A 25,066-nucleotide genomic window follows, 5' to 3' on the forward strand; every position below is an offset into this window, starting at 1 on the left:
GGGAGACAGCGGAGGTCCTTATCTGTCGGGTTCGACGAGTTCCTCGGCGACCGTCTCGGGACCCAGCAGCGCGGGGTCGACGGCGAGGTCGAGCACGCCTTTCACGAATTCGGGCATCGAGTCGGGCGTGAACGCGACGGTTTTCAGGTCCGCGTTCTGCTCGCGAGCGACCGGAATAGCGGTCGCTTCGGCCGCGTCCGTGATGACCAGCAGGTCGGCGTCCGCGACGCCGGCGTCTTCCAGGCGCTCCCCGGAGGCGACGCCTTCGATGCTGGTGACTTCCACGCCCTCGTTCCGGAGGGCGTCGACGATGCCGCGGTCGGGGCCGACGACGATTGCCTTCATTCGTACTCGATGGTCGCGGGTGGTTTGTGGGTGACGTCGTAGACGACGCGCGAGACGTCGTCGATGGTCCCGGCGATGCGGGACTGGAGGCGCTGGAGGGTCTCCCACTCCAGTTCCTGGGCGCGCGCGGTCATCCCGTCGCGGGACTCCACGGAGCGCACGGCGACGACGTAGCCGTGCACGCGGTTGTCGCCTTTCACGCCCGTCGCCTTCCCGAGGACGGCGGCGAACGCCTGCCACGGGTCGTACTCCTCGAGTTCCTCCTCGACGACCGCGGTCGCCTCGCGGCAGACCTCGACCTTCTCGGGGGTGACTTCGCCGAGCACGCGCACCGCGAGCCCGGGCCCGGGGAACGGCATGCGCTCGCTGATGATTTCCTCGAGGTCGAGGTAGCGGGCGACCTCCCGGACTTCGTCCTTGTAGAGGTCGCGCATCGGCTCGACGATGCCCTCGAAGCCGACGCGCTCGGGGAGCCCGCCGACATTGTGGTGGCTCTTGATGGTACCCTCGCTCTCGATGCGGTCCGGGTAGATGGTGCCCTGCACGAGGTAGTCGGCGTCGACGTCCTCGGCGACCGTCTCGAACTCCCGGATGAACTGCTCGCCGATGACGTGGCGCTTCTCCTCGGGGTCCGTGATTCCCGCCAGTTCGTCGAAGAAGCGGTCCTGCGCCTCCACGACGCGGAGACTGTCCATGTAGTCGAAGACCTCCCGAATCTCCTCTGTCTCGCCCTTCCGCATCAGGCCGGTGTCGACGTAGACGGGGACGAGCTGGTCGCCGACCGCCTCGTACGCCAGCGCGGCGGCGGTAGAGGAGTCGACGCCGCCGGAGAGCGCGATGATGGCGGTGCTGTCGCCGAGTTTCTCCTGAATCTCGGCTTTGGCATCCGCGACGAACTCCTCGACGTCGACCATCAGTTCACCACCTCCGCTTCCGTCTCGGTGGCTTCGAGGACTGCGTCCAGCAGCCCGACGAACGGCGGGCTCGCGCGGGTCGGCCGGGACCGGAACTCGGGGTGGAACTGCGTCCCGAAGAAGAACGGGTGGTCGTCGTACTCCAGAATCTCCATGCGGTTGCCGGCCTCCCCGGAGAACGTCAACCCGTTGTCCGTGAGGTCGTCGATGTAGTCGGGGTTGACCTCGTAGCGGTGGCGGTGGCGCTCCGTACACGAGGTGTCGCCGTACAGTTCGTGGGCGAGCGTCCCGGGCTCGATTTGGGTGTCGTGGGCGCCCAGGCGCATCGTCCCGCCGAGGTCTTCGAGGTCGTACTGCTCGGGTAGCAGGTCGATGACCGGGTGCGGCGTCTCCTCGTTGATTTCCGAGGAGTGGGCGTCCGCCATCCCGAGGACGTTGCGCGCGTATTCGACGACCGCGAGCTGGAAGCCCAGACAGAGCCCGAGGAAGGGGACGTCGTGTTCGCGGGCGTACTGAATCGCGCGAATCTTCCCTTCCGTGCCACGGGAGCCGAAGCCGCCGGGGACGACGACGCCGTCGGCCTCGCGGAGACGCTCCTCGTGGTCGTCGTTCATCTTCTCGGAGTCCACCCAGAGGACGTTCACGTCGACGCCGCGTTCGAGGCCGGCGTGCTTGAGCGCCTCGTGGATGCTCATGTACGCGTCCTCGAGGGCGTACTTCCCGACGAGCGCGATGTCGACTTCGCCCGTGCGCTCGCGGGTAACGAGGTCACGCCACTCCGTCGAACGCTCGGCCTTCGGGAGGGCGTCGTCGGCGATGTCGAACTCCTCCATCACGTACTCGTCGAGGCCCTCCTCCTCGACGACGAGGGGGACGTGGTAGACGTCTTCGACGTCCGGATTCGAGAAGACGGCGTCGGTCGGGACGTCGCAGAACAGCGCGATTTTCTCCTTGACGTCGGGGTCGAGTTCGTCCTCACAGCGCCCCACGAGGACGTCCGGCTGGAGACCAATCGACCGGAGTTCCTTCACGGAGTGCTGGGTGGGCTTGGTCTTCTGCTCGCCCGTCTGGGAGTACGGCACGAGCGTGACGTGCGTGAACAGGATGTCCTCGTCGTCCTCCTCGTGGCTGAACTGGCGCAGCGCCTCGAGGAACGGCATCCCCTCGATGTCGCCCACGGTGCCACCGACTTCGACGATGCAGACGTCGGAGCCCTCGGCGGCCTCGCGGACGCGCCGCTTGATGTCGTCGGTGACGTGCGGGATAATCTGGACGGTCTTCCCGAGGTAGTCGCCGGCGCGCTCGCGCTCGATGACGTGCTGGTAGACCTTCCCCGTGGTGACGTTGTGGTCGGAGGTCATGTCGACGTCGAGGAACCGCTCGTAGTTCCCCAGGTCGAGGTCGACCTCCCCGCCGTCCTTGAGCACGTACACTTCGCCGTGCTGGTAGGGGTTCATCGTCCCCGCGTCCACGTTGAGGTATGGGTCGATTTTGACGGCCGTGACGTCGAATCCGGCGTTCGAGAGGAGGCGGCCCAGACTGGCGGCGGTAATGCCTTTCCCCAGTCCGGACATCACCCCGCCAGTAACGAACACGAACTTGCTTCCCAGTGTCGGGTCGTACCCGGTCTCCGTCGGCATACTGACTGTGCGGCGGGCGCGGCAAAAACGGTTTCGGGACGGGCGTCGTTCGCCAGCCGCTGGCACGTCCCGGCCTACGGCGAGGAGACGCCGGGGACGCCGGGTTCGCCGTCTCCGAACACGAAGTGGCCGGGGGACTCGGTGCGCCGCGAGATGGCGGCGACGCGGACGACGTACGCCGACAGCAGCGCGAACGGCGCGAGTGCGACCACGTGGACGGCGACGACGAGCGCGTGCGTGCTCGGCAGTTGGGAGAAGTGCAGCAGGAAGAACGACACCGCCGCGATGGAGGGGACGGCGACGTAGACGAGGTTCGTGGAGAGGCCCGCGAATTCGCGGCGGAGGTACAGCGACTTGAAGTACGCGCGGGCGACCGCGAAGTACTCCAGCAGGTCCAGCATCTCCTCGAGCGTGGTGGCGGCGGTCTCGGGGAGGTCGTCGCCGTGCTCGGCGCGGAGCCGCTGGAGGTCCGCGACCTGCCGGGCGTAGTCGAAGTGCATCGTCGCCAGCACCGCTTCGAGCGGGCGCTCGACGTCCTGGAGCCGGGCGTTCATGTCGCCGGACGCCGCGCCGAGCCGGTCGAGGTAGGCGTCGAGGTCCGCGCGCACGTCGATGTCCGCGGGCGGTACGTCGTCTTCGAGGCGCTGTCCGCGCTCGACGATGTCCCCGGTGAGCACCTGCAGGAACCCCTCGGGGTCGGCGGGCACGTGGTCGGCTTCGACGACGGACTCGAGTTGCCGCCGGAACTCCGCGGTGTCCCGGATGCGGCCGAACTGCTGGCCGAGCGGGCTCTGCTCGCCGGAGACGAACACGGAGTTGACGGAGACGACGATGGAGACGAGCACGAAGTTCCCCGACAGCAGCGTCGTCACCAGCGGCACCGTCGTCTCGTGGCCGCCGCCACCGAGCGTGATGAGGTGGCCGACTGGCCCGAACAGCACCGCGAACGCGGCCAGCAGCGCGGCGGCGACGGCGCGGCGGTCGCCGGTCAACAACACCCACCGCGTGAACGACGTCCAGCGACTCGTCATACGCGCAGCGTGGACGCGTCGCCTGATAGCGGTTGTGGCGATACCTAGCAGGCGTCCGCGAGGAACGGCCCGACCGCCTCCGCGACGTGGTGCGTGCGCCCGACGAAGAAGTGGTCGGCGTCCAGTTCCACGACCTCGCAGTCGCACTCGCGCGCTGCTTCGACGACCGGCTCCCAGTCCGCGGTCGTGTCGCGGGTCGCGTAGACGACTTGCAGCGGCGCCGTCACGTCAGCGAGCGCGTCCGCGGCGTCCAAGCCGGCTTCGAGTTCGGCGGTCGGCGCGAGCAGCGACACCGCGCACAACTCGACGTCGACGCTCGCGGCGGCGAGCGCGGCAATCGACCCGCCGAAACTGAACCCGAACAGCCCCACGTGCTCGTAGCGCTCGCTCGCCCACCGGACGGCGTTCCGCGCGTCCTCGCGCTCCCCCAGCCCCTCGTCCCAGTCGCCGTAGTCGAAGCGCAGCGCCGCGACGCCGCGCTCGACGAGGTACTCCGCGACGGCGACGAGGCGGTCGTCGCCGCGGTGCCCGCGGTGCTGCGGGTGGGGCGGACACATGACGACGCACGCCGACGCTTCGCCGTCCTCGGGCGCGTCGAGGGTCGCTTCCACGTCCCGCGCGCCCGGCACCAGCACGGTCTTCTGTTGCATGCACGGCAGTTTGCGGGCTGGCGTCGTGTAGGCTGCGGTCGTGGGGGCTCGCGGGTCACTCCGTTCACCGCTCGCTCGTTCCGTGCTCTCACTGCGTTCGAGCACGCTGCTCACGCATCGCTGCGCTCCGCGTTCGCGTTAACGTGGCCTCGCTGCGCTCGGCCACGCCGATGAACGTTTTACGTCCAGAGCCCAAAGTCGTGTGTATGGGTATCGTGTCACGCCTCTCGTACGCGGTCCGGTCGAAACTGAACGCGGTCGTCAGTTCCGCCGAAGACCCGACGGAGACGCTGGACTACTCCTACCAGCGCCTGCGCGACGAACTGCGGGACGTCGAGAAGGGGCTGGCGGACCTCACCGCCCAGAAGAAGCGCCTGGAAGTCCAGCGCGAGCGCCTCCAGCGGAACGCCGAGAAGCACGACGAGCAGGCCCGCGAGGCGGTCCGCCAGGACCGCGACGACCTCGCGCGGCGCGCGCTGGAGAAGAAACGACAGAAGCGCGACCAGGTCGCCGAAATCGACGACCAAATCGCGGACCTCGAGGAGACCCAGCGCGACCTCGAGGAGCAGAAGGTGGAACTGGAGACCCGCGTCGAGGAGTTCCGCACGAAGAAGGAGACGATGAAGGCGCGCCACGAGGCCGCGCAGGCCCAGACGCGCGTCTCGGAGGCCGTGACTGGGGTCGGCGACGAGGCGACGGAGGTCACGCGCGCCATCGAGCGCGCGAAAGACCAGACCGAGGAGATGGAGGCGCGGGCCGCCGCGATGGACGAACTCGACGAGCGCGGCGTCCTCGACAGCCCGCTGGGCGACGACCGCGACCGCATCGACCGCGAACTCGACGAGGAACGCGAGGACCGCGAGGTCGAAGCGGAACTGAACGAACTGCGCGCGGAGGTCCGTGGGGAGGACGCCGTCGAGCGTGGCGCGGGTGGCGACGAGGCCGTGGACGCGGAACTGGAGACCATCCGCGAGGAGGAAGAGCAGGCGTAGTCGGCTACGGCGAGCGCGTCGTGGCGACTACTGTTTTCCGTGCGTGCGTCGAAGCCCGGGTATGGCCGACAGCGACGATAGCAAGCCGAGCGACCAGCTGCGCGAGCGCGTCCCGCGCAGCAGCCGGTGGGTCTGGGTCGTGTTGGACGCCGACCGGCAGGCGGTCGCGGCCGGCGTGCTCGCAGTGTTGTTCTGTTCGATGGTTGCCGTGGGAACGCTGTTGCCGACGCCCGCATACGAGTTGTTGACCGACGGCGACCCCCACGAGACGCTGTTCGACGCGCTCGTCGCGGCGACGATTACGGGCGTGACGCTCGTGCTCACGCTGAGCCAGCTCGTGCTCTCCCAGGAACTCGGCGCGGCGGGCGACCAGCGCGAGCGCATGGAGGGCGCGCTGTCGTTCCGCGAGGACGCCGCCGACGCCGCCGGGATGGACGTCGCGCCCGCGGAGCCGTCGGCGTTCCTCCGCGGGCTCGTGGAGGCGACCCGCGAACAGGCGAACGCGCTCGCCGACGCCGCGCCCGACGGCGAAGCAGGCGCGGCCGTCGACGCCTACGTGGACAACCTCACGGAGAACGCGCGCGTGGTGGCGAATCAACTCGACGGCGCCCAATTCGGGGAGTTCGACGTGGTTTGGGCGGCGCTGAACTACAATTACTCGTGGAAGATGTACGCGGGCGAACGCCTCCGCGCCGAACACGGCGACGCGCTCGGCGAGGACGCCGACGCGGCCCTCGACGACCTCCTGGACACGCTAGCGCTGTTCGGACCGGCGCGCGAGCACTTCAAGACGCTGTACTTCCAGTGGGAGCTGTCGGACCTCTCGCGGACGCTGCTGTACGCCGCCGTCCCCGCGCTCGGGGTCGCCATCGTGTCGCTGCTGTTCCTCGACCCGGCGGCGTACCCCCGGAGCACGTTCGGCCTCAACCACGCGCTGCTCGTCGTGAGCGCGGCCGTGACCGTCACCGTGCTGCCGTTCGCGCTGCTTTTGTCGTACATCCTCCGCATCGTCACTATCACGAAGCGCACGCTCTCCATCGGCCCGTTCGTGCTCCGGGAGACCGAGCGCAGCGGGGACGTCGACTGACGCCAGCGCACCCGACACTTACGTGGCCGTCCGTGCTACCCCGACGCATGTACGACGCGGTCCTCGTGCCGACGGACGGCAGCGACGCCGCCTCCGCGGGCGTCACGCACGGTCTCGACCTCGCCGCGGAGTTCGACGCGGTCGTCCACGCGCTCTACGTCGTGCCCGAGTCCGAGCGCGCGAGCATCGTCGGCAGTTCGAGCAACCCCGGGGAGTCGAGCGTCGCCGCCGCCGCCGAGCGCGCCGTCGAGACCGTCGCCGCGGCCGCCGACGACCGCGGTCTCGACGCCGAAACCGAGATTCGGAGCGGGACGCCACACCGCGAAATTCTCGACTACGCCGACGAGGCGGCCGTCGACCTCGTCGTGATGGCGACCCACGGCCGTACGGGCGTCAGCAGGCTGCTCTCCGGGAGCGTCACCGAGCGCGTCGTCCGGAACGCCGACCGCCCCGTGCTCGTCGCGCGCCGGACGCCGTGACGCCCCGAATCGTAAGCTACGTCCCCGCTCCGGGCATCGGGCCGGTGTAATGGACCAGCGTCGGTTCTCGAAACTGCTCGCGTGCGCGGCCGTGCTCGGCGTCGCGGTCGGCCTCGTCGCCACGGGGTTCCGGGTGGCGTGGCTGGCCGCCAAGCACGCACTCTGGCACACCTTCGAGGCGACCTACTGGCGCATCCCGGTCAGCGTGGCGGCCGGCGTCCTCATCGGCGCTATCCTCTACAAGACCTACTACCCGGGCGCGCTCGCCGCGCTCGTCCGCCAATTCCACGACGAGGGCAGGGTCCCGCTCGCGGAGAACATCCCCACAGTCCCGGTCGGCTTCATCGGGCTCGTCGCGGGGCAGAACGCTGGCCCGGAGGGCGTGATGAGCGTCGTCGGCGGGAGTTTCGGCACGCAGGCAGCGGAGACCTTCGGGATGCCGAACGCCGAGAAACTCCTCACACGCTCGCGGGCATGGGCGCGGGGTTCGGCGCCATCCTCGGCGCGCCCATCGGCGGCGCGCTGCTGTGGCTGGAACTCCCTCACGAGCGCGGGCTCGAGTACTACGAGGCCATCATCCCGACGTTCGTCGCGAGCTTCGCGGGCTACCTCACGGAGGCGGCGCTCGGCGGCTTCCACCTGTTCCCGACGTGGCACGTCTCCGCGGTCGCGCCCATCTCGGGCGGCCAGTTGGTCGCCGCAGCCGCCGTCGCCGTCGTCACCATCCCGTTCGGCGCGCTCTACACGACCATCTTCGACACCGTGGGGCGGCTGTTCAACCGGTGGTCGCCCGCCATCTACGTCCGGACGACCGTCGCCGGCCTCGGCATCGGCCTGCTCGGCTACGCGCTCCCCCTGACGTACTTCTACGGCGGCAGCAAGATGAACCAGCTCGTGGGCACCAACCTCGGGCTCGGAGTGCTGGTCGCGACGCTGCTCGGGACGATGGTCGCGGCCGCGTTCACCATCAACGGCAACTGGATTGGCGGGCTCATCGTCCCACACATGTTCATGGGCGCGGTGCTCGGGCTCGCGGCGTCGACGGTCGTCCCCGCGCTCCCGCCGATACTCTCGATGCTCGCGGGCATGGCCGCGTTCAACGCCGTCGTCACGGGAACGCCGCTGTCGTCGGCGCTCATCGCCATCGCGCTGACCGACGGCGCGAGCATCACGCCCGTCTTCCTCGCAGCGCTGGTCGGGTTCGTCGGGAGTCCGCTCGTCGGCTTCCTTCAGACCGCGGCGCCACGCCGCGAACCGCCGAATTTCCACGTCGGCGACTGACCGCGAAAAACGAGTATCGGGTTACTCGTCGACGAAGTCCGGTTCCGTGTGCTTCTCCGCGACCTCGCTGTCAAGGTGGTCAAGGAACGCGTCGAGGTCGACGTCGTTGCGCTCGCGCTCCTGGCGGTCCCGCACCGAGACCGTCCCTGCTTCCTCCTCGTCGTCGCCGAGGACGAGCATGTACGGGACGTTGTCGTCGTGGGCCTGCTGGATTTTCCGGCCGACCGTCCAGTCGCGGTCCTCGACTTCCACGCGGTAGCCCTCCAGTTCGTTCTTCACGCGGTGGGCGTACCCGAGGTTGTCGTCGGTCACCGGGAGGATGCGGACCTGCTCGGGCGCGAGCCACGTCGGGAAGCGGCCGTTGTAGTGCTCGATGAGCACCATGAAGAACCGCTCGTAGCTCCCGTAGAGCGCGCGGTGAATCATCACCGGCTGGTGGGCTTCGTTGTCCGACCCCGTGTACTCGAGGCCGAAGCGGTCCGGCATGTTGAAGTCCAGTTGGACGGTCGGGCCGTCCCACGTGCGCCCGAGCGCGTCCTCGAACGCGAAGTCGACTTTCGGCCCGTAGAACGCGCCGTCGCCGGGTTCGAGGTCGTAGTCGACGTTCTGCTGGTCGAGCACGTCGCGGAGCTGGCTCTCGGACTGCTCCCAGATCTCGTCGCTCCCCACGGACTTCTCGGGGCGGGTGGCGAGCGCGACCTCGTAGTCGAGGTCGAACGTGTCCAGCACCTCGAAGATGAGGTCCATGATGCGGCGGACCTCCTCCTCGATCTGGTCGGCGCGCGCGAACACGTGGCCGTCATCAATGGTGAACGCCCACACTCGGCTGAGTCCGGAGAGCTCGCCGCGCTGCTCGCGGCGGTACACCTTCCCGTCCTCGAAGTACCGGACCGGGAGGTCGCGGTAGCTCCACGAGGACTGGTCGAAGATGGTGGCGTGGCCCGGGCAGTTCATCGGCTTCAGGCCGTACTCCTCGTCGTCGACGTCCATGAGGAACATGTCGTCGACGTAGTTCTCGTAGTGGCCGGACTTCTTCCACAGTTCCGTGCGGAAGAGGTGCGGCGTCTCGACCTCGTCGTAGCCCATGTCGCGGTTCAGACCGTGGACGTAGTCCGAGAGCTCGCGAAGCACGGTCTTCCCGTTGGGGTGATAGAGCGGAAGCCCGGGGCCGGTGACGTCCGGAATCGAGAAGAGATCCATCTCGGAGCCGAGTTTGCGGTGGTCGCGCTCCTTGGCCTCCTCACGGCGCTGGAGGTACTCCTCAAGGCCGTCCTCGGTGGGGAACGCCGTGCCGTAGACCCGCGTCAGCGTCTCGCGCTCCTCGTCGCCGCGCCAGTACGCCGCGGACGTCTCCAAGACCTCGAAGCCGCCGATTTCGCCCGTCGAGTCGACGTGCGGGCCCTGGCAGAGGTCCTCGAAGCCGTCCTGCCGGTAGAAGCTCACGGGGTCCTCGCCGGCCGCCTCGGTCTCGAGAATCTCGCGCTTGAACGGGTTGTCCTCGTACTTCTCGAAGGCCTCCTCGCGGTCGTACTCGACGCGCTCGACGTCGTAGTCGGCCTCGATGATGTCCTCGGCCTCCTCCTGAATCTCCTCGAGGTCGTCGGCGTCGAGTTCGACATCCGCGATGTCGTAGTAGAACCCCTCGTCGGTGTACGGCCCGATAGTGAGTTTCGCATCGGGGTGGTGGCGGAGGACGGCCTGCGCGAGCACGTGCGCGGCGGTGTGCCGGAGGACGTCGAGGTAGTCGTCGGAGCCCTCGGTGACGATTTCGATCTCGCGGTCCTCCGTAATCGGCTCCTCCTTCGCGACGAGTTCGCCGTCCAGCTTCCCGGCGACTGTGTCACGGCCGAGGCCGGGCCCGATTTCGTACGCTACGTCCTCGACCGTCGCCCCGGCTTTGACGTCCAGCGTCGCGCCGTCCGGGAGCGTCACAGTAACGGTGCTCATTCTGTCCGTTAGTTCGCCCGGAGGCACCCATAAGCCTGTTGAGACGGTGCGAGTGCATACCGAACCATCAGAAGCGTCAAGTCGCGCTTGACCTCCTCCCACGGCTCAAACGGTGGGATTCCTCTCGCGGTGGGCAATCCCGGTGATTGCTGCACCCGGAGGCAAGATTCCCCCTCATGAGGTACTCTAGTTTGTGCGTTCCGCTTCGGCCCCTGAACGGGGGTCTGGTGTGCTTGCCCTTTCGGGGTATCCGCTCACGGTACCCCGCATCGGCTCAGCAACGATGCGTAAGTCCACCGTCGTGTTCTCTCGGGTGGGCAGCAGGCCGGGCCATCGGCCTCACCCCTGTTTCACTCTCTTCGTAGGCGGTGGCAAGTGCGGGGCAGGCTTGCTTTTTGGTGATGGAGACACCCATCCAACTCCAAGTTTCCCCGACTTGCTTGCCCTATTGTACTCTCTTGGATATGTAAACCGTTGGGATTGCAGCAGGACGAACGGGAGTGGACTAGCGCACTCTGCTGTCGCTCACCCCCATCCCCGACAGGGGTGGCCTTCCGCTCGATACGTGTCAGACCTCGCGCGCGCCCGTCCCGGCCCGGTCGACGGCCTGCAGGTCGATGTGGCCGGCGGGCATCGGGACGCCGTCGAAGTCGTCCTCGGCGAGCAGCAGCGAGCCGTCGAGGTCCGCGTAGTCCAGGAGGGGCGCGAGGTGGCAGGCCGCCGCGATGCTGGCGTTGGACTCGATCATGCACCCGCACATGACTTCGAGGCCGTGCGCGCGGGCGGTGTGAATCAGGCGCTTCGCCTCGCGCAGCCCGCCCGTCTTCATCAGTTTGAGGTTCGCGATGTCGCAGCGGTCCGTGATGTCGGGGACGTCGCTGGCGACGAGGCAGGACTCGTCGGCGGCAATCGGGAGCGGCGAGCGCTCGTAGACGTACTTCAGGCCCTCGCGATTCTCGGCCGGCACGGGCTGCTCGACGAACTCCACGTCGTAGTCGGCGAGCCACTCGATGTTTCGGATGGCTTCTTTGGGTGTCCACGCTTCGTTGGCGTCGACGCGGATGGTGGCGTCGGGCGCGGTCTCGCGGACCGCCGAGAGGAGTGCTTCGTCGCGGCTCGTGCCGAGTTTCACCTTCAGCGTGCCGTAGCCCGCCTCGACCGCCTCGGCGGTCTTCCGGCGCATCGTCTCCTCGTCGTCGATGCCGATGGTGAAGGAGGTGTCGAGCGTGTTCGCGGCGTCCAACCCCCAGTAGCGATAGAGTGGCAAACCCGCGCGCTTTGCGGCGAGGTCGTGGCAGGCGATGCTGACCGCGCTGCGCGCCGCGGGGTTGTCCTCGACGACCTCTCGGAAGCCAGTCTCGATGCGCGCGAGGTCGTGCGGGTCGTCGACGCGCTCGACGACGGCCAGCAGTTCCGGCAGGACGGCTTCGACGGTCGCCGCCGTCTCCCCGTAGTGCGCGGAGGGCGCGGCACCGCCGACGCCGACGTTGCCCTCGTCGTCCTCGACGCGCACGACGACGTTCGCGGCGGTGTCCTGCGTGCCGCGCGCGATAGTGAAGGGGTGTTCGAGCGGGAACTCGTAGCGCTCGAACTCGGTCTTCATCGAATCACCTCGATGACCGAGTCGGGCCCGAACCGCACGGGGTCGTCGGCGGGCGCGCCGATGGCATCGGAGAAGTCCGCGACGGCGCCGCAGGCGGCCGTGTCGGTCTCGACGCTGCGCGTGTTCAGCATCCCGCCAACTACGTCCGCGTCCGTGACCGGTTCGACGAAGGCCTCGTAGCGCTCCACGAACGACTCGACGGGCGGGAGCGCCTGGTCGTAGCCGTGGACGGAGTCGCGGCCGTGCTCGTGGCAGAGCACGAGGTGGTCGGGCATCGACCCGTGAACGATGCTCGCGGTGACGCCGGAGTACGCGGGGTGGACGATGCTCGCCTGGCCCTCCACGAAGACGTAGTCGTGGTCCGCGCCCGCCTCCAGAACCATGCGCTCGACCGCGCCCGCGGCGAAGTCCGAGACGACGCGGTCGACGGGGATGCCCTCGCCCTCGATGAGGATGCCGGTCTGCCCGGTCGCGACGAACGCCGCGTCCATATCCTGCTCGCGCGCGGTCTCGTACAGTTCGCGGGTGGCGGTCATCTTCCCGACCGAGCAGTCCGTGCCCACGGTCGCGACGACCGTCGCGTCGACGTTGTCCGCGACGCCGTCCGCGACACCCAAGTCGGCTGGCGGCTTTCGCACGTCCCAGAGTTCGCAGCCGTGTTCGGCGGCGAGGTCGGCGAACTCCTCGTCCTCGCTGAGGAAGTAGTGCAGCCCCGAGTAGACGTCGCAGCCGCGTTCGAGCGCGTTCCGGACGTCCGGCCGCCACGACTCGTCGAACGCGCCGCCGATGGGTGAGATGCCGATTACGAGCGCGTCCACGTCGTCGGGCACGTCGCTCATCGACGCGACAACGGGCGCGTCCTGTACGTCCGCGAGGTGGTCGTTGACGCGGGTGCCGTCGTTGTCCCGGTCGAGCACCGCGACGACGTCGTAGTCGGCGTACCGGAGGACGCCCACCGCGGTCTTCGCGCGGCCGGGGAACTTCTCGTGCGCGAGGAGTGCGACTTTCATACGACGACGGAGGCCCGCCGCCGCCTTAAGCCTGAAGTCGCGGGCAACCCGAGCACCGGAAGCCGGTCTGACAGGTCACAACAGCGACAGCGGCACCGTCCAGAACGTGTCGTGGGCGTCGTCGAGCGCGGCTTCGGGCTTCCCGGTGGCGTCGACGGCGGCGGTGGCGTCGGCGTCGAACTCGTCCAGCAGCGTGCCCTCGCCGACGACGAACACGTGCTCGGCCTCGATGCCCTCCAGCGCGTGCTGGCACTTCTGGAGGTGTTCGCTAATCTGGCTCTCGCGGCGGCGCTCGAAGCGGTCCTGCGAGAATCCGCCCTTCGAGTGTTTCCCCTTCACGTCGCTCTCGAACCCCTCGAAGTGGACGCGCTCGGGTTGCGGGCCCTCACCCATGTCAGCGTCGAAGACGCCGAGCGCGAACAGGTCCGCGCGCACGACGGCGAGCGCGTACCGTCCGGTCGGCGCGAGCCACTCTCGTTCGACCTGCACCGTGGAGTCCCACGTCTCGAACGCCGCCGGCGGGTTCGGCGGGCGGAGCGCCGCGGAAAGCAGGCCTTCGCGGTCGCGGACGACGAGACAGGGCGCGGCGCGCTCGACGAGCGGCGCGCGGTCACCGAACGCCTCCCGCACGTCCTCGGGCGGGTCGTTGGGCACGTACGCCGTGAGCACGCCCTCCTCGGTGCTCTCGACGCTGTCGAGGAGCGCGACGACGCGCTCGCGACGCTCCCCGCGGAGGTCCCGACGCCCGCGGAATTCGGGGCCGCCGTCCTCGCCGCCTAGCCGCTCGACGCGGTCCTCCAACTCGATAATCCTGTCTTCGAGCTCGTTGACGCGCTGCTCGGCTTCCTGCTTGTCGCGGACGGCCTCGCTGCGGCGCTCGCTCTCGGCCTCCAGTTGCGCCGCTAGGGACTCTTTTTCGTCTTCCAGTTCCTCGATGCGCTCCTTGAGTGCCGCGCGCCCGAGGAGTCTATCCAGCATGGACGAATGGCGACAGCCCGGCCGCTTAGGCGTTTCCCACCTACGGTCGGAGTGTTCGGACGGGCAGACGAAACTGCGGAGACGACTCGGCCTCGTGAAAGCCCTCGGCGAGCTCGCGGTCGTTCGCTCGCTGCGCTCCTCGTCACTCGCGACGCTCGTTCCTGTGGTGCTTACGTCACGAAGCGACCATGCAAGCGCGAGCGCGCCTCGCCCTTTCAATCCGCCGGAAATCGGAGATTTCCGAGGCCTCGGGAGAGCTTCGCTCTCCCGGCGACCGCCAGGCCTACCGGTTAGTTCGCCCGCTAACGCTAGCGTCGTCTCACGGGCGAAGCACACGAGCCGCTACTCCGGGTCGCAGTAGCGCGGTCGGCGGAACCTCCATGCTGAGCACGCGGCCGTACGTCGAGGACACCTCGCCGTCGTCGTGCGCGGTGTCGACCACGCGGGAGACGTAGCGGTCGAACAGGCGCGTCGGGAGCGAGCGCGAGCCGTCGGTCTCGTCGAACGCGAGGTCCGCAGTCGTGGCGAGCAGCCACGCGACGTCGACGACGTCGCTGGCGCTGTCGAAGAATCGCTGCGGGAGGTCGTCGGTGCGGTCGGCGAGCGCGTGGCCGAGCAGGACGGCTTCGAGGCACGCGACGGACATTCCCTGCCCGTAGACGGGGGTCAACTGCCACGGGCACGGTGGCCCGTGGCTTGTCAGTGGACTCACCGCGTCATACCCGAAGGGTTTTCGGGCGTTCACGGGTCGGCATCCCTGACTTCAGGGCCGGTTGACTGCGGCCCGTGGCCGGCGACAACTGTGGGCCGCCGACCACTACCAGACTAGGGGGATGCCATTCACTAAAAGACTGGTATGATGCAGCGAGTGTCGGCTTCCTCCCCGCCCACGGTGGGGCGGGGAATCCGCCTTGGTTTTCTTTTGAAACTCGCGACAGCGTCGCCGAGCACGACGAGGCCGTCCGGGAACTCGTCGAGTGCTTCGTAGCGCCGCCGGCGGGTCGCCGGGAACGGGTAGTGTGCGACCTCCTCGACGAGCGGCTGGCTGGCGAGAAGTTCGGCGAGGTCGTCGATGGGGAGCGTCTGTGCGTACTCGCGGAGCGCGTCGACGTCCGTGGGTGGGTCGTCGCCGTGGACGCCCTGGAGCGTGACGAGCCAGCGGTCACCCTCCACGGGAAACACGCCGCCCCCGCGGGGTTGCTGGGGCGACGGCGGCACAAAGTACGCGCGGCGGTCGTCGGGCGGGCGCTCCACGATGGCGGTGCTGTACGCCACGTCCACGGTGAGTTCGTCGACTGGCGGCGCGTCGTAGCCGTGGGCGTCGAGCCACGACGGCGTCGAACTCGTGCGGCCCGTCGCGTCCACGACGAGGTCCGCCGGGAGGTCGGCCGTGTCGTCGCCCTTCCGAACTTCGACGCCCGCCACGTCGTTCGCGTCGTCCGCGAGATAGTCCGCGACCTGCGTCTCACCGCGGAGCGTAACGCCGTCGCGGGCGGCGAGTCGCTGCCGAATCGCGTGCTCGAACAGCGGGCGGCTCGCCGAGTACAGCACCTTCGGCTGCGGGCCCGTGGCGAGCACGCCACCCTGCTGGTAGTACGTGAGGTCCGTCGTCCAGTCGAGCATCAACCCGCCGGCCTCGACGAGCGTCTCGCCGTAGCCGGGGAAGAGGTCTTCGAGGGTCGCGCGCCCGGCTTCGAGGAGGACGTGGGGCTGACGGGACTGTGGGACGCCGCGGCGCGCGCTCACGTCGGCGGGGAGCGGGTCGCGGTCGAGGACGGTCACGCGGTCGAACGCGTCGTCGAGCACGCGCGCCGCGACCATACCGGCGACACTCGCGCCGACGACAACCGCGTGGTCGCCGACGGCGGGAATCGCGTCGGGGTCGTACCGTGGGACGGACGCCAGCGTCACTGGTCGGGTGGTGCGTGGCAGGCGGGTTAAGCGTTCCCGGTCGGCCTCAACGCTTTTGCGCTTTGTGAGGAAAGATAACACGTGGCAATTGCACTGACCGACTGGGTCGACGTCGACGACGCCTCGCCAGCCGAGCGGCTGGTCGTCGAATCTGTCGTCGCGCCCGGGCCGCGGGTGTCGGCGGGCCCAGTCTCGGTGCGAGAACTCGTTGAGCCACGCGTCCCGACGGCCGAACTCGCGTGGAAGAACAAGGAGTAACTCAGCAGTTTCAAGGCGGATTCTCCGGCCTCAAGGAACGAATACTTCCGACACTGAGTCGGAAGGACGACGCGAGTAGGCCGGAGAGCAAGCCGACACGGGAGGAAACAAACAACGACGGGTGACGCTGACTGACTCGCTCTCGAAACGCTTTTTCGCGGATCTGCCCAACCAAGAAACAGTGATACCGTCGCACACGTCGCCGGTATCACGGGCCGCAGTAGCCCGACCCCGAATGGTGGAGACGCCGACCCCGAAGGTCGTTCGGTACGGGCGAGGAACAACCTTCCTCCCCGGCGACAACTGACGGCGAGTCCCACATCAAAGCCCCTCCCTCAACAAGCGAGGTCACTAGACCGAGCGAAGTAGGGTAGGGTCGGCTACACCGCGCCCATGTCGAACAGGCGGGCGGCGTGGTCGCGTTTCGCGAGCAGTACTTCCTCCAGCGACGGTGGGTTCTCGACATCGACGTTCTCGAGCACGTCCTCGGGGACGGCGAGCGTGCGCTCGGGGACGTCGTCCTCGCCGTGGACCGAGAGGTGCGCGGGGCCGATTTTCATCACGAGCGGGAGGTCTGTCCGGGAGATGCCCTCGTCGTCGGCGTAGAGCTGCTCGTTGACCCGTTCGTGGTGACGGCTGTTGATGGCGGCGCGGTTGCCGCGCGTCGGTTCGACGTACAACCGTCCGAGGTAGTAGCCGCTGGAGAATGCCTCGAACATGTATGCTAACGTTTGCCACGGGAGCACATAAGCGCTCCGGCGAACCCTGAAGTCGTCGCGCAATTCCACCGAGAGCAGACACCCTTATCCGGGCTCACCGCTAACTCAGGGTGAATATGGACTCGGGGGCACTGCTCGACATACTCGGCAACGAGAACCGGCGACGCATCCTCCGACTGCTCGCGCGCAAACCCTGTTACGTCACGGAAATCTCGGAGTACCTCGGGGTCAGCCCGAAGGCGGTCATCGACCACCTCCGCCGGCTGGAGGACGCCGGCCTCGTGGAGTCGGAGGTCGACGACCAGCGCCGGAAGTACTTCCACATCGCCGAGAACCTCCGTCTGGAGGTACGGCTGTCGCCGTTCGACTTCGGGGCGAAGTCCGCATATCCCGCGAGCGCGGACCTCGACCTGACGCGGTGCCAGCACGTCTCGATTCGAATCCGCCAGGACCGCAACGACGACGTCGCGGACCTCGCGGGGAAACTCCAGGAACTCAAGGACCTCGAACGCGAGCTGTCGCTGGCCCAGCGCTGGGTACAGGGCCGGCTCGCTGACGTCCAAGACCAACTCGGCGAGGCCGTCGGCGACGGGAACGAACGCCTCTACGCGGACGTGCTCGCAGCGCTGGCGTCCGGCGAGCGCTCCGCGAGCGCGGTCGCCGCCACCCTCGACGCCCCCGAGCCGCTCGTGGAGGGCGTCCTCGAGACGCTGCGCGAGCAGGACGTCGTCGAGCGCGCGGACGGCGAGTGGCACATCGCCGAGTAGCACGCGAGTAGCAACCTTTTCGTCGGCGCGCCCGGAAGCAGCTCAACATGAACCAAGGGGACCGCGTGCGCGTCGACCGCGACGGCACGACCCACGAGGGCGTGCTGTTGCCGTCGGCCGAACCCAACCACCTCGTCGTGAAACTCGACTCCGGCTACAACATCGGCGTCGAGCGCGACGCGGCCGACGTCGAAGTACTGGAGCGAGACGTCTACGATGTCGAGAGCGAATCCGAGGAGGGGGCCGCCTCCGAGGTCGAATTCGACGACGACCTGCCGACCATCGCGCTCATCTCGACTGGTGGCACCATCGCCTCCACCGTAGACTACCGTACGGGCGCCGTCACCGCGCAGTTCGACGCCGAGGACGTGCTGCGGGCGGTGCCGGACCTCGCGGGTCGCGCGAACTACCGCGGCCGCGTCGTGGCGAACATCCTCTCGGAGAACATGGAGCCGCCCATCTGGCAGGAGCTCGCCGACGCCGTCCGCGAGGAAATCGAGAACGGCGCCGACGGCGTCGTCGTGATGCACGGCACGGACACGATGCAGTACTCCGCGAGCGCGCTATCCTTCATCCTCGACACGCCCGTCCCCATCGTCTTCACGGGCAGCCAGCGCTCCGCGGACCGTCCCTCCTCGGACAACGTGATGAACGCGGTCTGCTCGGTGGAGGCCGCGAAGGCCGACGCCGCCGAGGTGATGGTCTGCATGCACGCCTCGGAGAGCGACGACCGGTGCGCGCTCCATCGCGGCACGCGCGTCCGGAAGAACCACACGAGCCGCCGAGACGCCTTCGAGACGGTCGGCGCGGAGCCACTGGGCTACGTCGACTACGACGAAGCCAGCGAGGAAGCAGCCGCCGAATCCCGCGGCGTCCAATTCACGAAGGCGTACGCCGAGCGCGGCGAGACCGACCTCGACAGCAGCCCGGACCTCGACTCGGACGTCGAACTCGTAAAATTCACGCCCGGGATGGACGACGCGTTCTTCGACCTCTGCGAGGGCAAGTCCGGTGTGATTATCGAGGGGACGGGGCTGGGCCACGTGCACACGGACTTCATCGACCGCATCGAGGACCTCGTGGATGACGGTACGACAGTCGTGATGACCAGCCAGTGTCTCGACGGTCGGGTCTGCGACCGCGTCTACGACACGGGCCGGGACCTCCTCAACGCCGGCGTCGTCGAGGGCGAGGACATGCTCCCCGGCACCGCGAAGGTGAAACTGATGTGGGCGCTGGCGAACACGGAGAGCGTCGCGGAGACGATGCGGACGCCGCTCGCGGGCGAAATCACGGACCGCTCGGTTCCGTGGGAATGACCGGGGACGTCGAGATTCGGCCGGCGGAATTGGCGGACTACGACGACGTGGTGGCGTTCGCCAGCGACACGTGGGCCGACCGCCGCGAGGATGGCGACTACATCCCGCAGGTCTTCGAGGACTGGGTGGAGAGCGACGGCCCGCGCCAGCGCACGCTCGTCGCGGACACCGGCGACGACATCGCCGCAATCGCGCAGTTCGTCCTGCTCTCCGAGCACGAGGCGTGGGCGCAGGGGATGCGCACGAACCCCGAGTACCGCGGGCAGGGCGTCGGCTCGACGCTCGTCCACGCGGGCTTCGACTGGGCGCGCGAGCAGGGCGCGACGGTCGCGCGCAACATGGTGTTCTCGTGGAACGTGATGGGGATCGGGCACTCCCGCGCGACCGGCTTCGAGCCCGCGACGGAGTTCCGCTGGGTCCACCCGGAGCCGGACGCCGACGCCACCCCGGAGCACGAACTCACGAGCGACGCGCACGCCGCGTGGCAGTTCTGGCAGGACAGCGCCGCCCGCGACCACCTGCGGGGGCTCACGCTCCATACCGGGGAGTCGTGGGCGCTCTCGGAGCTCACGCGCGACCGCCTCGCCACGGCCGCCGACCGCGTCGCCCTCCAGGTCGTGCAGGACGACGCGGGCACACAGGGGTTCGCGTTCCGCTCGCGCACCTACGAACGCGAGGAGGACGGAGAAGCACAGACGTACGCGGAGTACGGCGTCGCGGCGTGGGCCGACCAATTTGCCTGTAACTCACTGCTCGACGCGATTGCCGCGGACGCCGCGAGTGTCGATGCGGACCGCACGCGCGTGCTCATTCCCGAGACCGCGGCGGCAGTCAGCGACGTCGCGGTCACACGCACCGAAATCGGCGAGGAGCCGGACTTCGTGATGGCGGCCGACCTCACTGCCGACTACCGGGCGTGAGCAGCGAAACGTTTTGTCGCCGGGTGCGGTAGCCTCGGGCACTCGAATGCGCGAACTCCGCGGCATCTCCTTGGACCCCTCGGATTTGACGTACCGCCAGCGACTGATTCTCGCGTACGCCGGCGGCCTCGTCTCGGTCGTGCTCGTGTTCACGGGCCTCTACTACTGGGGGATGGCCGTTCTGGAGGCGCGCCCGCGGTCGCCGTACCAGGCGTTCAACACGGTCATCGAAGTGATGACGACGACCGGGTTCGGCGCGGACTCGCCGTGGGAGACGCCGCTGATGAACCTCTTCGTGGCGGGGATGCAGGTCTCGGGCGTCGCCGTCGGGTTCGTGACGCTGCGCGTGCTCGTCATCCCGCTGTTTGAGCGCACGCCCGTGAACCTCGACGACCAACTCACGGCCAAGGACGGCCACGTCGTCGTTGCGGAGTACCGCCGCGACAGCGAGGTGCTGCTGGACGAACTCGAAGCGATGGACGTCGACTACGTGCTCGTGGAGTCCGACCGCGAGGAAGCCATGCGGCTCTCCGACGACGGCTACCAGGCCATCGACGGCGACCCGGAGGACAGCGAGGACCTCAAACGCGCGAGCATCGGGAAGGCGGACGTGCTCATCACGGACACCGACGACCGAACGGCGAGCGTCGTGTTGACCGCGCTGGAGCACAACGAAGACCTCCGGGTCGTGAGTTTCACGGCGTCGACGCGGCGGAAGGCCGCGCTCGCGGAGGTCGGCGTCGACCGCAGCGTCGCGCCGCACGCGCTCATCGGCCAGCGGCTCGCGGAGAAGGCGACGACGCCGGTCTCGGTCGGCGAGGTGGCGACCGACGAGGTCGCCATCCGGGAGCTTCTGGTGCGCCGGGACAGCCCGCTGCACGGCGTCCGCGTCCGGGAGTCGCCGCTCGCCAGCCACCCCGAGTTGACGCTCGTCGCGGGCTGGTTCGACGGCGAGTTGCGAATCCCGCCGTCGCCCGAGGAGCGCCTCACGCCGAACACCGTGCTCGTCGTCGCGGGGCCGGCGGCCCTCATCGACGAGGTCGCCGGCGAAATCGCGGGCGTCCAGCGCTCGCGGCTGCGCGACCACTCGCGGGTCGTCGTTGCCGGACTCGGCGAGGGCGGTGCCGCGGCCGTCGAGTCGCTACCCGACGACGTCGAGGTGACGACCGTCGACGAGTCCCCGGAGGCAAATCCGGACGTGGTCGGCGACGCCACCGAGCCGGAGACGCTGGAAGCCGCGAACGTCGTGGACGCGACCGCGTTGGTCGTCACGGTGAACGACGACGCGACCGCGCTGTTGACCGTCGCGATGGCGCGCTCGCTGTCCAGCGACGTGGAGATTCTCGTGCGCGTGACGGACACGGAGAAGGCGTCGGCGGCGTTCCGTGCGGGCGCCGACTACGTGCTCTCCGTCCAGCGCGTGAGTGCGCGCCTCGTCGCCGCGGAGGTGCACGGCGAGCGCGTGATGGACCCGGTGGGGCAGATTCGGCTCGTCCGCGCGGACGCGACGCCGTTCGTCGGACAGACGGTCGCGACGGCGAGCGACCCGGAGAAGGGGTGGACGGTCGTCGGCGTGGTCCACGACGGAGAGGTGAACACGAATCAGGCCGCTGCAATCGATGCCGGCGACGAGGTGTTCGTCGCGGGCAGCGACCGCGCCATCCGCGGTTTCGAGCAGTCCGTGGACTAATTATGCGAGCCGCGCCGGGTCGCCCGCGTAGTCGGCGACGCCCGGATAGTCGGTAATGACGCCGTCCACGCCGGCGTCGCTACACGCGACGGCGTCCTGCCAGTCCGTGACGGTCCACGCGTTGACCGTGCGGCCGTCGCGGTGCGCGTGGTCGACGAGGTCGTCGCTGAGGCCGTCGACGGGCGCGTGGAGCGCGCGACAGTCGAACTCGCTGGCGCGCGTGAGCCCGCGGTCGGTGTCGAGACACAGCGCCGCGCGTGGCGTGTCCGGCAGCACTTCGGTGGCGGCTTCGAGCGCGCCGTCGAAGAAGGAAGAGAGCACGACCGGCGCGTCGCAGTCCGCGAGCGCGTCCGCGACGGACTCGACGAACGGCCGCCAGACGGCTGCGTCCGGTCCCGAAAGGCCGAGGCGGGCGTCCTCGTGGCCCGGGTTCTTCAGTTCGACGTGGAACTCCACGTCGGCAGGCACGAGGTCCGCGACGTCGGCTAACGTCGGCACACCCTCGCCACTCCCGAGTACGTCCACGTCCGCGAGCGTGCTCGGGTCCGCGTCCCAGACGAAGCCCTCGGCGTCCGTGACGCCGCGCGAGTCGCCGTCGCCGTCGAGGCGCTGGTCGTGGAAGACGACCGGCGTGCCGTCGGCTGCGGGCTGGACGTCCACTTCGATGCCGTTCGCGCGCTCGCGGGCCGCGCGGACCGCCGCTGCGGTGTTCTCGGGCGCGACGCCAGCGAACCCGCGGTGGGCGATGGTAAACATCAGCCGCCGCTCACCGGCGGGAACAGCGCGAGCTCGTCGTCCGGGTCGAGTTCCGTGTCGAGGCCGTCCGCGTGGGCGACGTTCTCGCCGTTGCGCAGGACGTTGATGTGCTCGTGGACGTCGCCGTCGTCGGTCAGCACGCGATCTCGGAGCGCGGGGCGGTCGGCGAGCAGGGCGTCGAGGGCGTCGCCAACCGTCTGGGCCGACTCGTCGACGGTGATTCGGCGGTCGCCGCCGACCTCCGCGAGGTCCGCGAACAGCTTCCACTCCATGTACGACCCTCGGCGACGGCGACGCATAGGTGCTACGGGGTCGGCAGCGCGTGCAACGAGCTACTGGCTCGGCGACTCCTCGGCCGGTTCCTCGGCCACGGCTGCGGCGGCGTCGACGCGGCGCGCGACGTCCGGCCGCGCGACCACGTAGAGCGTGTCGCCGGCGGTGAGCGTCCGTGACGCGCTCGGGATGGCGGAGACGCCCGCTTCGCTGCGGACCGCGACGACGGTTCCATCCACTGTCGCGACGGTCGCGCCGTCGAGGCTACTGTCGGCTTCGACGGTGACGACGACCATCGTCTCGTCGGCGGCCCGCAGCAGGGACGCGAATTGGCGGTCCGCGCCCGGCTCGTACGGCAGCGTGAGCAGTCGGTAGTCGCCGCCCGCGAGCTTGCGAGCGTCGTACTCGTCCAGCGACAGCGTCACGGTGTCCTCGCGGGTCGCACGAATCTCAGCGGTGGCGACGCGCTCGGCGGTCTGGTCTTTCGTGCTCGGCTGCCACACCTGCACGAGGTCGCCAGGACCGGCTGCGTTCGGCGGGTCCGCGTGCACGCCGACGGCCGCAGTTCCGGGTGGGAGCGTCGGGCCGATGCCGGCGGTGCGGCTCCCGAGCGCGAGGTAGGTCGCGGTGCCGTCGTCAGCGAGTTCGACGTCGACGTAGCCCACCTCGTAGTCGTCTTTCAGCCGCGTGACGACGCGCTCGCGGAGCTCCTCGACGGTGAGCCGGCGCGGGAAGATGAGGGTCTTCCCCGACAGCTCGGCTTTGACGTTGTCGGCGACCGGGTCGTACCCCTCGATGTCCTCGATTTCCTCGGGGAGTTCGACCGCGACCGCACGCCCCACTGCTTTCACAAGCCGGCCGACGTCGCCTTCGAGCTCGCGGACGCCGGTCGCGGCCAGAATCTGGATGCCGACACGGTCGCCGCCGCGGCGCGCGGCGGGCGCGACGAGCACCGCAGCGCCGAACACGGCGAGGTTGAACACGACCGCTTCGAGGGAGAGCACGTCCGTCCGACCGGCGATGGCCTGCCCGAGCGCGACCCGCGTGTTGAGGTAGAACGCGACCACGGAGACGTTCACGAGCAGCGCCACGCCGGACGGGAGTTCCTGCCGGAAGTACCACCGGAACGCGGCCGCGAGCACGGCGACAGAGACGCCGGCAGCGAGGATGACGCCGCCGCCCTGCGCAATTTCGGTCGTCGACACCGGCATCACTTCGCCACCTCCTCGAAGGCGTCGAGTTCACGGCGCGGCCCGGCGACGAACAGTTCGTCGCCGGCCGACAGCGCGACGTCGCCGTTCGGAGCGACCGTCCACGAGCCGTCGTGGCGGACCGCCAGCACTGTGATACCGTACGTCTCTCGGACGTTCGCCTCGCCGAGCGTGGTTCCGACGACGGGGGCGTCCGCGCGGAGCGTGAGCCGACGGACGCGCTGGCCGCCCCGGCGCAACAGTCCGAGGAGTTCGTACTCGCGGCGGGTACCACGGGCGCGCACGACGATGCGCGTTCGGTCGGCGGCGAGTAGGGACTCCGCCTCCGGCCGTTGCACGGCGACGGTGACGCGGCCCTCGCCACCAGTCGTCGTCGGCGCGGGCGTCGCCGCGGGTTCGGCCTCCTCCGCTTCCTCGGCCGCGGGCGCGGTCGGTTCCGTCGCGGGTTTCGTGCCGGATTTCGCGGAGACGACGGTGCCGTCAACGCGCTCCTCGCCAGCCAGCACCGAGACATCGTCGCCGCGCGCGATGCCCGTGGGGACGAGCGCGGGCACCGACACCGCGCGCTTTCCGACCGGCGTGCGCTTAGAGACGCCCGCGGCGGGCGGCGCTGCGGCGACGGTCGCGCGACCGTGCTCGTCGACAGTGACAGTCGCTTCCTCGACGTCGAAGTCCGACCGCAGGCGGTCGACGAACCGCGTCTCCAACTCCGAGAGCGGGAGGTCGGCGGGGAAGCGCCACTCCGCGTCGTGAATCGACGTACGCAGCGACTCCGGCAGCGGCGGGTAGCCTTCGAGGTCGCGGACGCCGCCGACGACGCTCACCGTGACCTCGTTGCGGCCGCCGACGAATTCGATGGCGTCGGTGTGGAGCGTGCGCTCGCGCAGCGACTTCAGGCTGAGCCGACGCGGCAGCGACGCGCCCATCTTGTCGCCGACCGAGTGCGTGTAGAACGTCAACATCGCGACGACCAGCAGCGCCACCACCAGCGTCGTCGAATTCGCCGCCTGCGTGATTGTCGGGTCCGCGAACGCGAGGAAACCGCCGTTGACCCCCGCGAGCGCGACGCCCAGCACCACGACACCGAACGCGGGCACGGAGAGCCCGGTGACGTACCGGAAGAGGAAGCCGAACCCGAACGACACCAGCGCCGGAATCACGCCAGCCAGCAGTCCGAGATAGATGCCGTGCAGCGCTTGCACGGGAGTGGAAGTCATACGACCGAGCACTCGCGCCCGGGACAAAACGCTACCGACGCGTGCCGCCGTGTTTAAGACGGGCGACC

At 69.1% G+C, this 25,066-nt stretch carries 27 protein-coding genes; 9 read left to right on the forward strand and 18 right to left on the reverse strand.

What is annotated here, in order from left to right; genetic code table 11:
• Nucleotides 1-18 precede the first annotated feature (18 nt).
• From LPA44_RS09115 to LPA44_RS09135, 5 genes are all read right to left on the reverse strand, one after another.
• The gene (locus LPA44_RS09115; RefSeq protein WP_230889271.1) at nt 19-345 is read right to left on the reverse strand and encodes an NAD-binding protein; all 327 of its coding nucleotides are present in this window, start codon (nt 343-345) and stop codon (nt 19-21) included.
• Complete coding sequence (guaA, locus tag LPA44_RS09120) at nt 342-1,259, reverse strand: glutamine-hydrolyzing GMP synthase (RefSeq protein WP_230889272.1); 918 nt, start codon at nt 1,257-1,259, stop codon at nt 342-344. The genes LPA44_RS09115 and guaA overlap by 4 nt, the downstream gene beginning before the upstream one ends.
• The gene (locus LPA44_RS09125; protein ID WP_230889273.1) at nt 1,259-2,899 is read right to left on the reverse strand and encodes a CTP synthase; all 1,641 of its coding nucleotides are present in this window, start codon (nt 2,897-2,899) and stop codon (nt 1,259-1,261) included. Before LPA44_RS09125 ends, guaA begins: the two co-directional genes overlap by 1 nt.
• A 74-nt stretch (nt 2,900-2,973) precedes the next feature.
• A complete protein-coding gene (locus LPA44_RS09130; protein ID WP_230889274.1) occupies nt 2,974-3,930 on the reverse strand; it encodes a hypothetical protein in 957 nt (318 codons plus the stop codon).
• A gap of 44 nt (nt 3,931-3,974) precedes the next feature.
• Nucleotides 3,975-4,580, reverse strand: coding sequence for an alpha/beta hydrolase (locus LPA44_RS09135; RefSeq protein WP_230889275.1), 606 nt, complete (start codon nt 4,578-4,580; stop codon nt 3,975-3,977).
• Nucleotides 4,581-4,786: 206 nt separating this feature from the next.
• On the opposite strand from LPA44_RS09135, the gene LPA44_RS09140 reads away from it, so the two are divergent.
• The 3 genes from LPA44_RS09140 to LPA44_RS09150 all read left to right on the forward strand — a co-directional run bounded on the left by LPA44_RS09140 (nt 4,787) and on the right by LPA44_RS09150 (nt 7,138).
• The gene (locus LPA44_RS09140) at nt 4,787-5,572 is read left to right on the forward strand and encodes a PspA/IM30 family protein (protein WP_230889276.1); all 786 of its coding nucleotides are present in this window, start codon (nt 4,787-4,789) and stop codon (nt 5,570-5,572) included.
• A gap of 61 nt (nt 5,573-5,633) precedes the next feature.
• The gene (locus tag LPA44_RS09145) at nt 5,634-6,659 is read left to right on the forward strand and encodes a hypothetical protein (protein ID WP_230889277.1); all 1,026 of its coding nucleotides are present in this window, start codon (nt 5,634-5,636) and stop codon (nt 6,657-6,659) included.
• Nucleotides 6,660-6,706: 47 nt separating this feature from the next.
• Nucleotides 6,707-7,138: a universal stress protein gene (locus LPA44_RS09150; protein ID WP_230889278.1), complete on the forward strand. Its 432-nt coding sequence runs from the start codon at nt 6,707-6,709 to the stop codon at nt 7,136-7,138.
• 16 nt (nt 7,139-7,154) lie between these two features.
• On the opposite strand, the gene LPA44_RS09155 is transcribed toward LPA44_RS09150, so the two are convergent.
• Nucleotides 7,155-7,427 carry a hypothetical protein gene (locus LPA44_RS09155; protein WP_230889279.1) on the reverse strand — a complete coding sequence of 91 codons (273 nt, stop codon included), beginning with the start codon at nt 7,425-7,427 and terminating at the stop codon, nt 7,155-7,157.
• Nucleotides 7,388-7,600 carry a hypothetical protein gene (locus LPA44_RS09160; protein ID WP_230889280.1) on the reverse strand — a complete coding sequence of 71 codons (213 nt, stop codon included), beginning with the start codon at nt 7,598-7,600 and terminating at the stop codon, nt 7,388-7,390. Before LPA44_RS09160 ends, LPA44_RS09155 begins: the two co-directional genes overlap by 40 nt.
• Before the next feature lie 12 nt (nt 7,601-7,612).
• On the opposite strand from LPA44_RS09160, the gene LPA44_RS09165 reads away from it, so the two are divergent.
• Nucleotides 7,613-8,419: a chloride channel protein gene (locus LPA44_RS09165; protein ID WP_230889281.1), complete on the forward strand. Its 807-nt coding sequence runs from the start codon at nt 7,613-7,615 to the stop codon at nt 8,417-8,419.
• Nucleotides 8,420-8,440: 21 nt separating this feature from the next.
• On the opposite strand, the gene thrS is transcribed toward LPA44_RS09165, so the two are convergent.
• The 6 genes from thrS to LPA44_RS09195 all read right to left on the reverse strand — a co-directional run bounded on the left by thrS (nt 8,441) and on the right by LPA44_RS09195 (nt 15,868).
• The gene (gene thrS / locus LPA44_RS09170; RefSeq protein ID WP_230889282.1) at nt 8,441-10,366 is read right to left on the reverse strand and encodes a threonine--tRNA ligase; all 1,926 of its coding nucleotides are present in this window, start codon (nt 10,364-10,366) and stop codon (nt 8,441-8,443) included.
• Between the two features lie 568 nt (nt 10,367-10,934).
• Nucleotides 10,935-11,969, reverse strand: coding sequence for a dipeptide epimerase (locus LPA44_RS09175; RefSeq protein ID WP_230889283.1), 1,035 nt, complete (start codon nt 11,967-11,969; stop codon nt 10,935-10,937).
• A complete protein-coding gene (locus tag LPA44_RS09180; RefSeq protein WP_230889284.1) occupies nt 11,966-12,979 on the reverse strand; it encodes a DUF1611 domain-containing protein in 1,014 nt (337 codons plus the stop codon). Before LPA44_RS09180 ends, LPA44_RS09175 begins: the two co-directional genes overlap by 4 nt.
• A 75-nt stretch (nt 12,980-13,054) precedes the next feature.
• The gene (locus tag LPA44_RS09185; protein WP_230889285.1) at nt 13,055-13,957 is read right to left on the reverse strand and encodes a Vms1/Ankzf1 family peptidyl-tRNA hydrolase; all 903 of its coding nucleotides are present in this window, start codon (nt 13,955-13,957) and stop codon (nt 13,055-13,057) included.
• A 319-nt stretch (nt 13,958-14,276) separates the two neighbouring features.
• Nucleotides 14,277-14,669: a hypothetical protein gene (locus tag LPA44_RS09190; RefSeq protein ID WP_230889286.1), complete on the reverse strand. Its 393-nt coding sequence runs from the start codon at nt 14,667-14,669 to the stop codon at nt 14,277-14,279.
• Between the two features lie 131 nt (nt 14,670-14,800).
• On the reverse strand, nt 14,801-15,868 hold the full coding sequence (locus LPA44_RS09195; protein ID WP_230889287.1) for an NAD(P)/FAD-dependent oxidoreductase: 1,068 nt from the start codon (nt 15,866-15,868) through the stop codon (nt 14,801-14,803).
• An 81-nt stretch (nt 15,869-15,949) separates the two neighbouring features.
• On the opposite strand from LPA44_RS09195, the gene LPA44_RS09200 reads away from it, so the two are divergent.
• Entirely contained in the window at nt 15,950-16,126 is a 177-nt protein-coding gene (locus LPA44_RS09200; RefSeq protein WP_230889288.1) for a hypothetical protein, read from the forward strand.
• Nucleotides 16,127-16,506: 380 nt separating this feature from the next.
• Here LPA44_RS09200 and LPA44_RS09205 read toward each other — a convergent pair whose 3' ends face one another.
• Nucleotides 16,507-16,845 (reverse strand): DUF5802 family protein, encoded by a 339-nt coding sequence (locus LPA44_RS09205; RefSeq protein WP_230889289.1) that lies wholly within the window; start codon nt 16,843-16,845, stop codon nt 16,507-16,509.
• 116 nt (nt 16,846-16,961) lie between these two features.
• Between LPA44_RS09205 and LPA44_RS09210 the strand changes: the two genes are divergently transcribed.
• The 4 genes from LPA44_RS09210 to LPA44_RS09225 are packed head-to-tail and all read left to right on the forward strand — an operon-like array spanning nt 16,962 to nt 21,541.
• Nucleotides 16,962-17,612, forward strand: coding sequence for an ArsR/SmtB family transcription factor (locus LPA44_RS09210; protein WP_230889290.1), 651 nt, complete (start codon nt 16,962-16,964; stop codon nt 17,610-17,612).
• Between the two features lie 47 nt (nt 17,613-17,659).
• On the forward strand, nt 17,660-18,931 hold the full coding sequence (gene gatD / locus LPA44_RS09215; RefSeq protein ID WP_230889291.1) for a Glu-tRNA(Gln) amidotransferase subunit GatD: 1,272 nt from the start codon (nt 17,660-17,662) through the stop codon (nt 18,929-18,931).
• Entirely contained in the window at nt 18,928-19,851 is a 924-nt protein-coding gene (locus LPA44_RS09220; protein ID WP_230889292.1) for a GNAT family N-acetyltransferase, read from the forward strand. Before gatD ends, LPA44_RS09220 begins: the two co-directional genes overlap by 4 nt.
• Before the next feature lie 46 nt (nt 19,852-19,897).
• Nucleotides 19,898-21,541 carry a potassium channel family protein gene (locus LPA44_RS09225; RefSeq protein ID WP_230889293.1) on the forward strand — a complete coding sequence of 548 codons (1,644 nt, stop codon included), beginning with the start codon at nt 19,898-19,900 and terminating at the stop codon, nt 21,539-21,541.
• On the opposite strand, the gene LPA44_RS09230 is transcribed toward LPA44_RS09225, so the two are convergent.
• The 4 genes from LPA44_RS09230 to LPA44_RS09245 are packed head-to-tail and all read right to left on the reverse strand — an operon-like array spanning nt 21,542 to nt 24,998.
• Nucleotides 21,542-22,297 (reverse strand): glycerophosphodiester phosphodiesterase, encoded by a 756-nt coding sequence (locus tag LPA44_RS09230; protein ID WP_230889294.1) that lies wholly within the window; start codon nt 22,295-22,297, stop codon nt 21,542-21,544.
• Nucleotides 22,297-22,569: a ubiquitin-like small modifier protein 1 gene (locus tag LPA44_RS09235; protein ID WP_230889295.1), complete on the reverse strand. Its 273-nt coding sequence runs from the start codon at nt 22,567-22,569 to the stop codon at nt 22,297-22,299. The genes LPA44_RS09230 and LPA44_RS09235 overlap by 1 nt, the downstream gene beginning before the upstream one ends.
• A gap of 60 nt (nt 22,570-22,629) precedes the next feature.
• On the reverse strand, nt 22,630-23,781 hold the full coding sequence (locus LPA44_RS09240) for a TrkA C-terminal domain-containing protein (RefSeq protein ID WP_230889296.1): 1,152 nt from the start codon (nt 23,779-23,781) through the stop codon (nt 22,630-22,632).
• The gene (locus LPA44_RS09245; protein WP_230889297.1) at nt 23,781-24,998 is read right to left on the reverse strand and encodes a potassium channel family protein; all 1,218 of its coding nucleotides are present in this window, start codon (nt 24,996-24,998) and stop codon (nt 23,781-23,783) included. The genes LPA44_RS09240 and LPA44_RS09245 overlap by 1 nt, the downstream gene beginning before the upstream one ends.
• Between the last annotated feature and the right edge of the window lie 68 nt (nt 24,999-25,066).

The organism is Halobacterium sp. KA-4 (assembly GCF_021028995.1).
GTDB lineage: Archaea > Halobacteriota > Halobacteria > Halobacteriales > Halobacteriaceae > Halobacterium.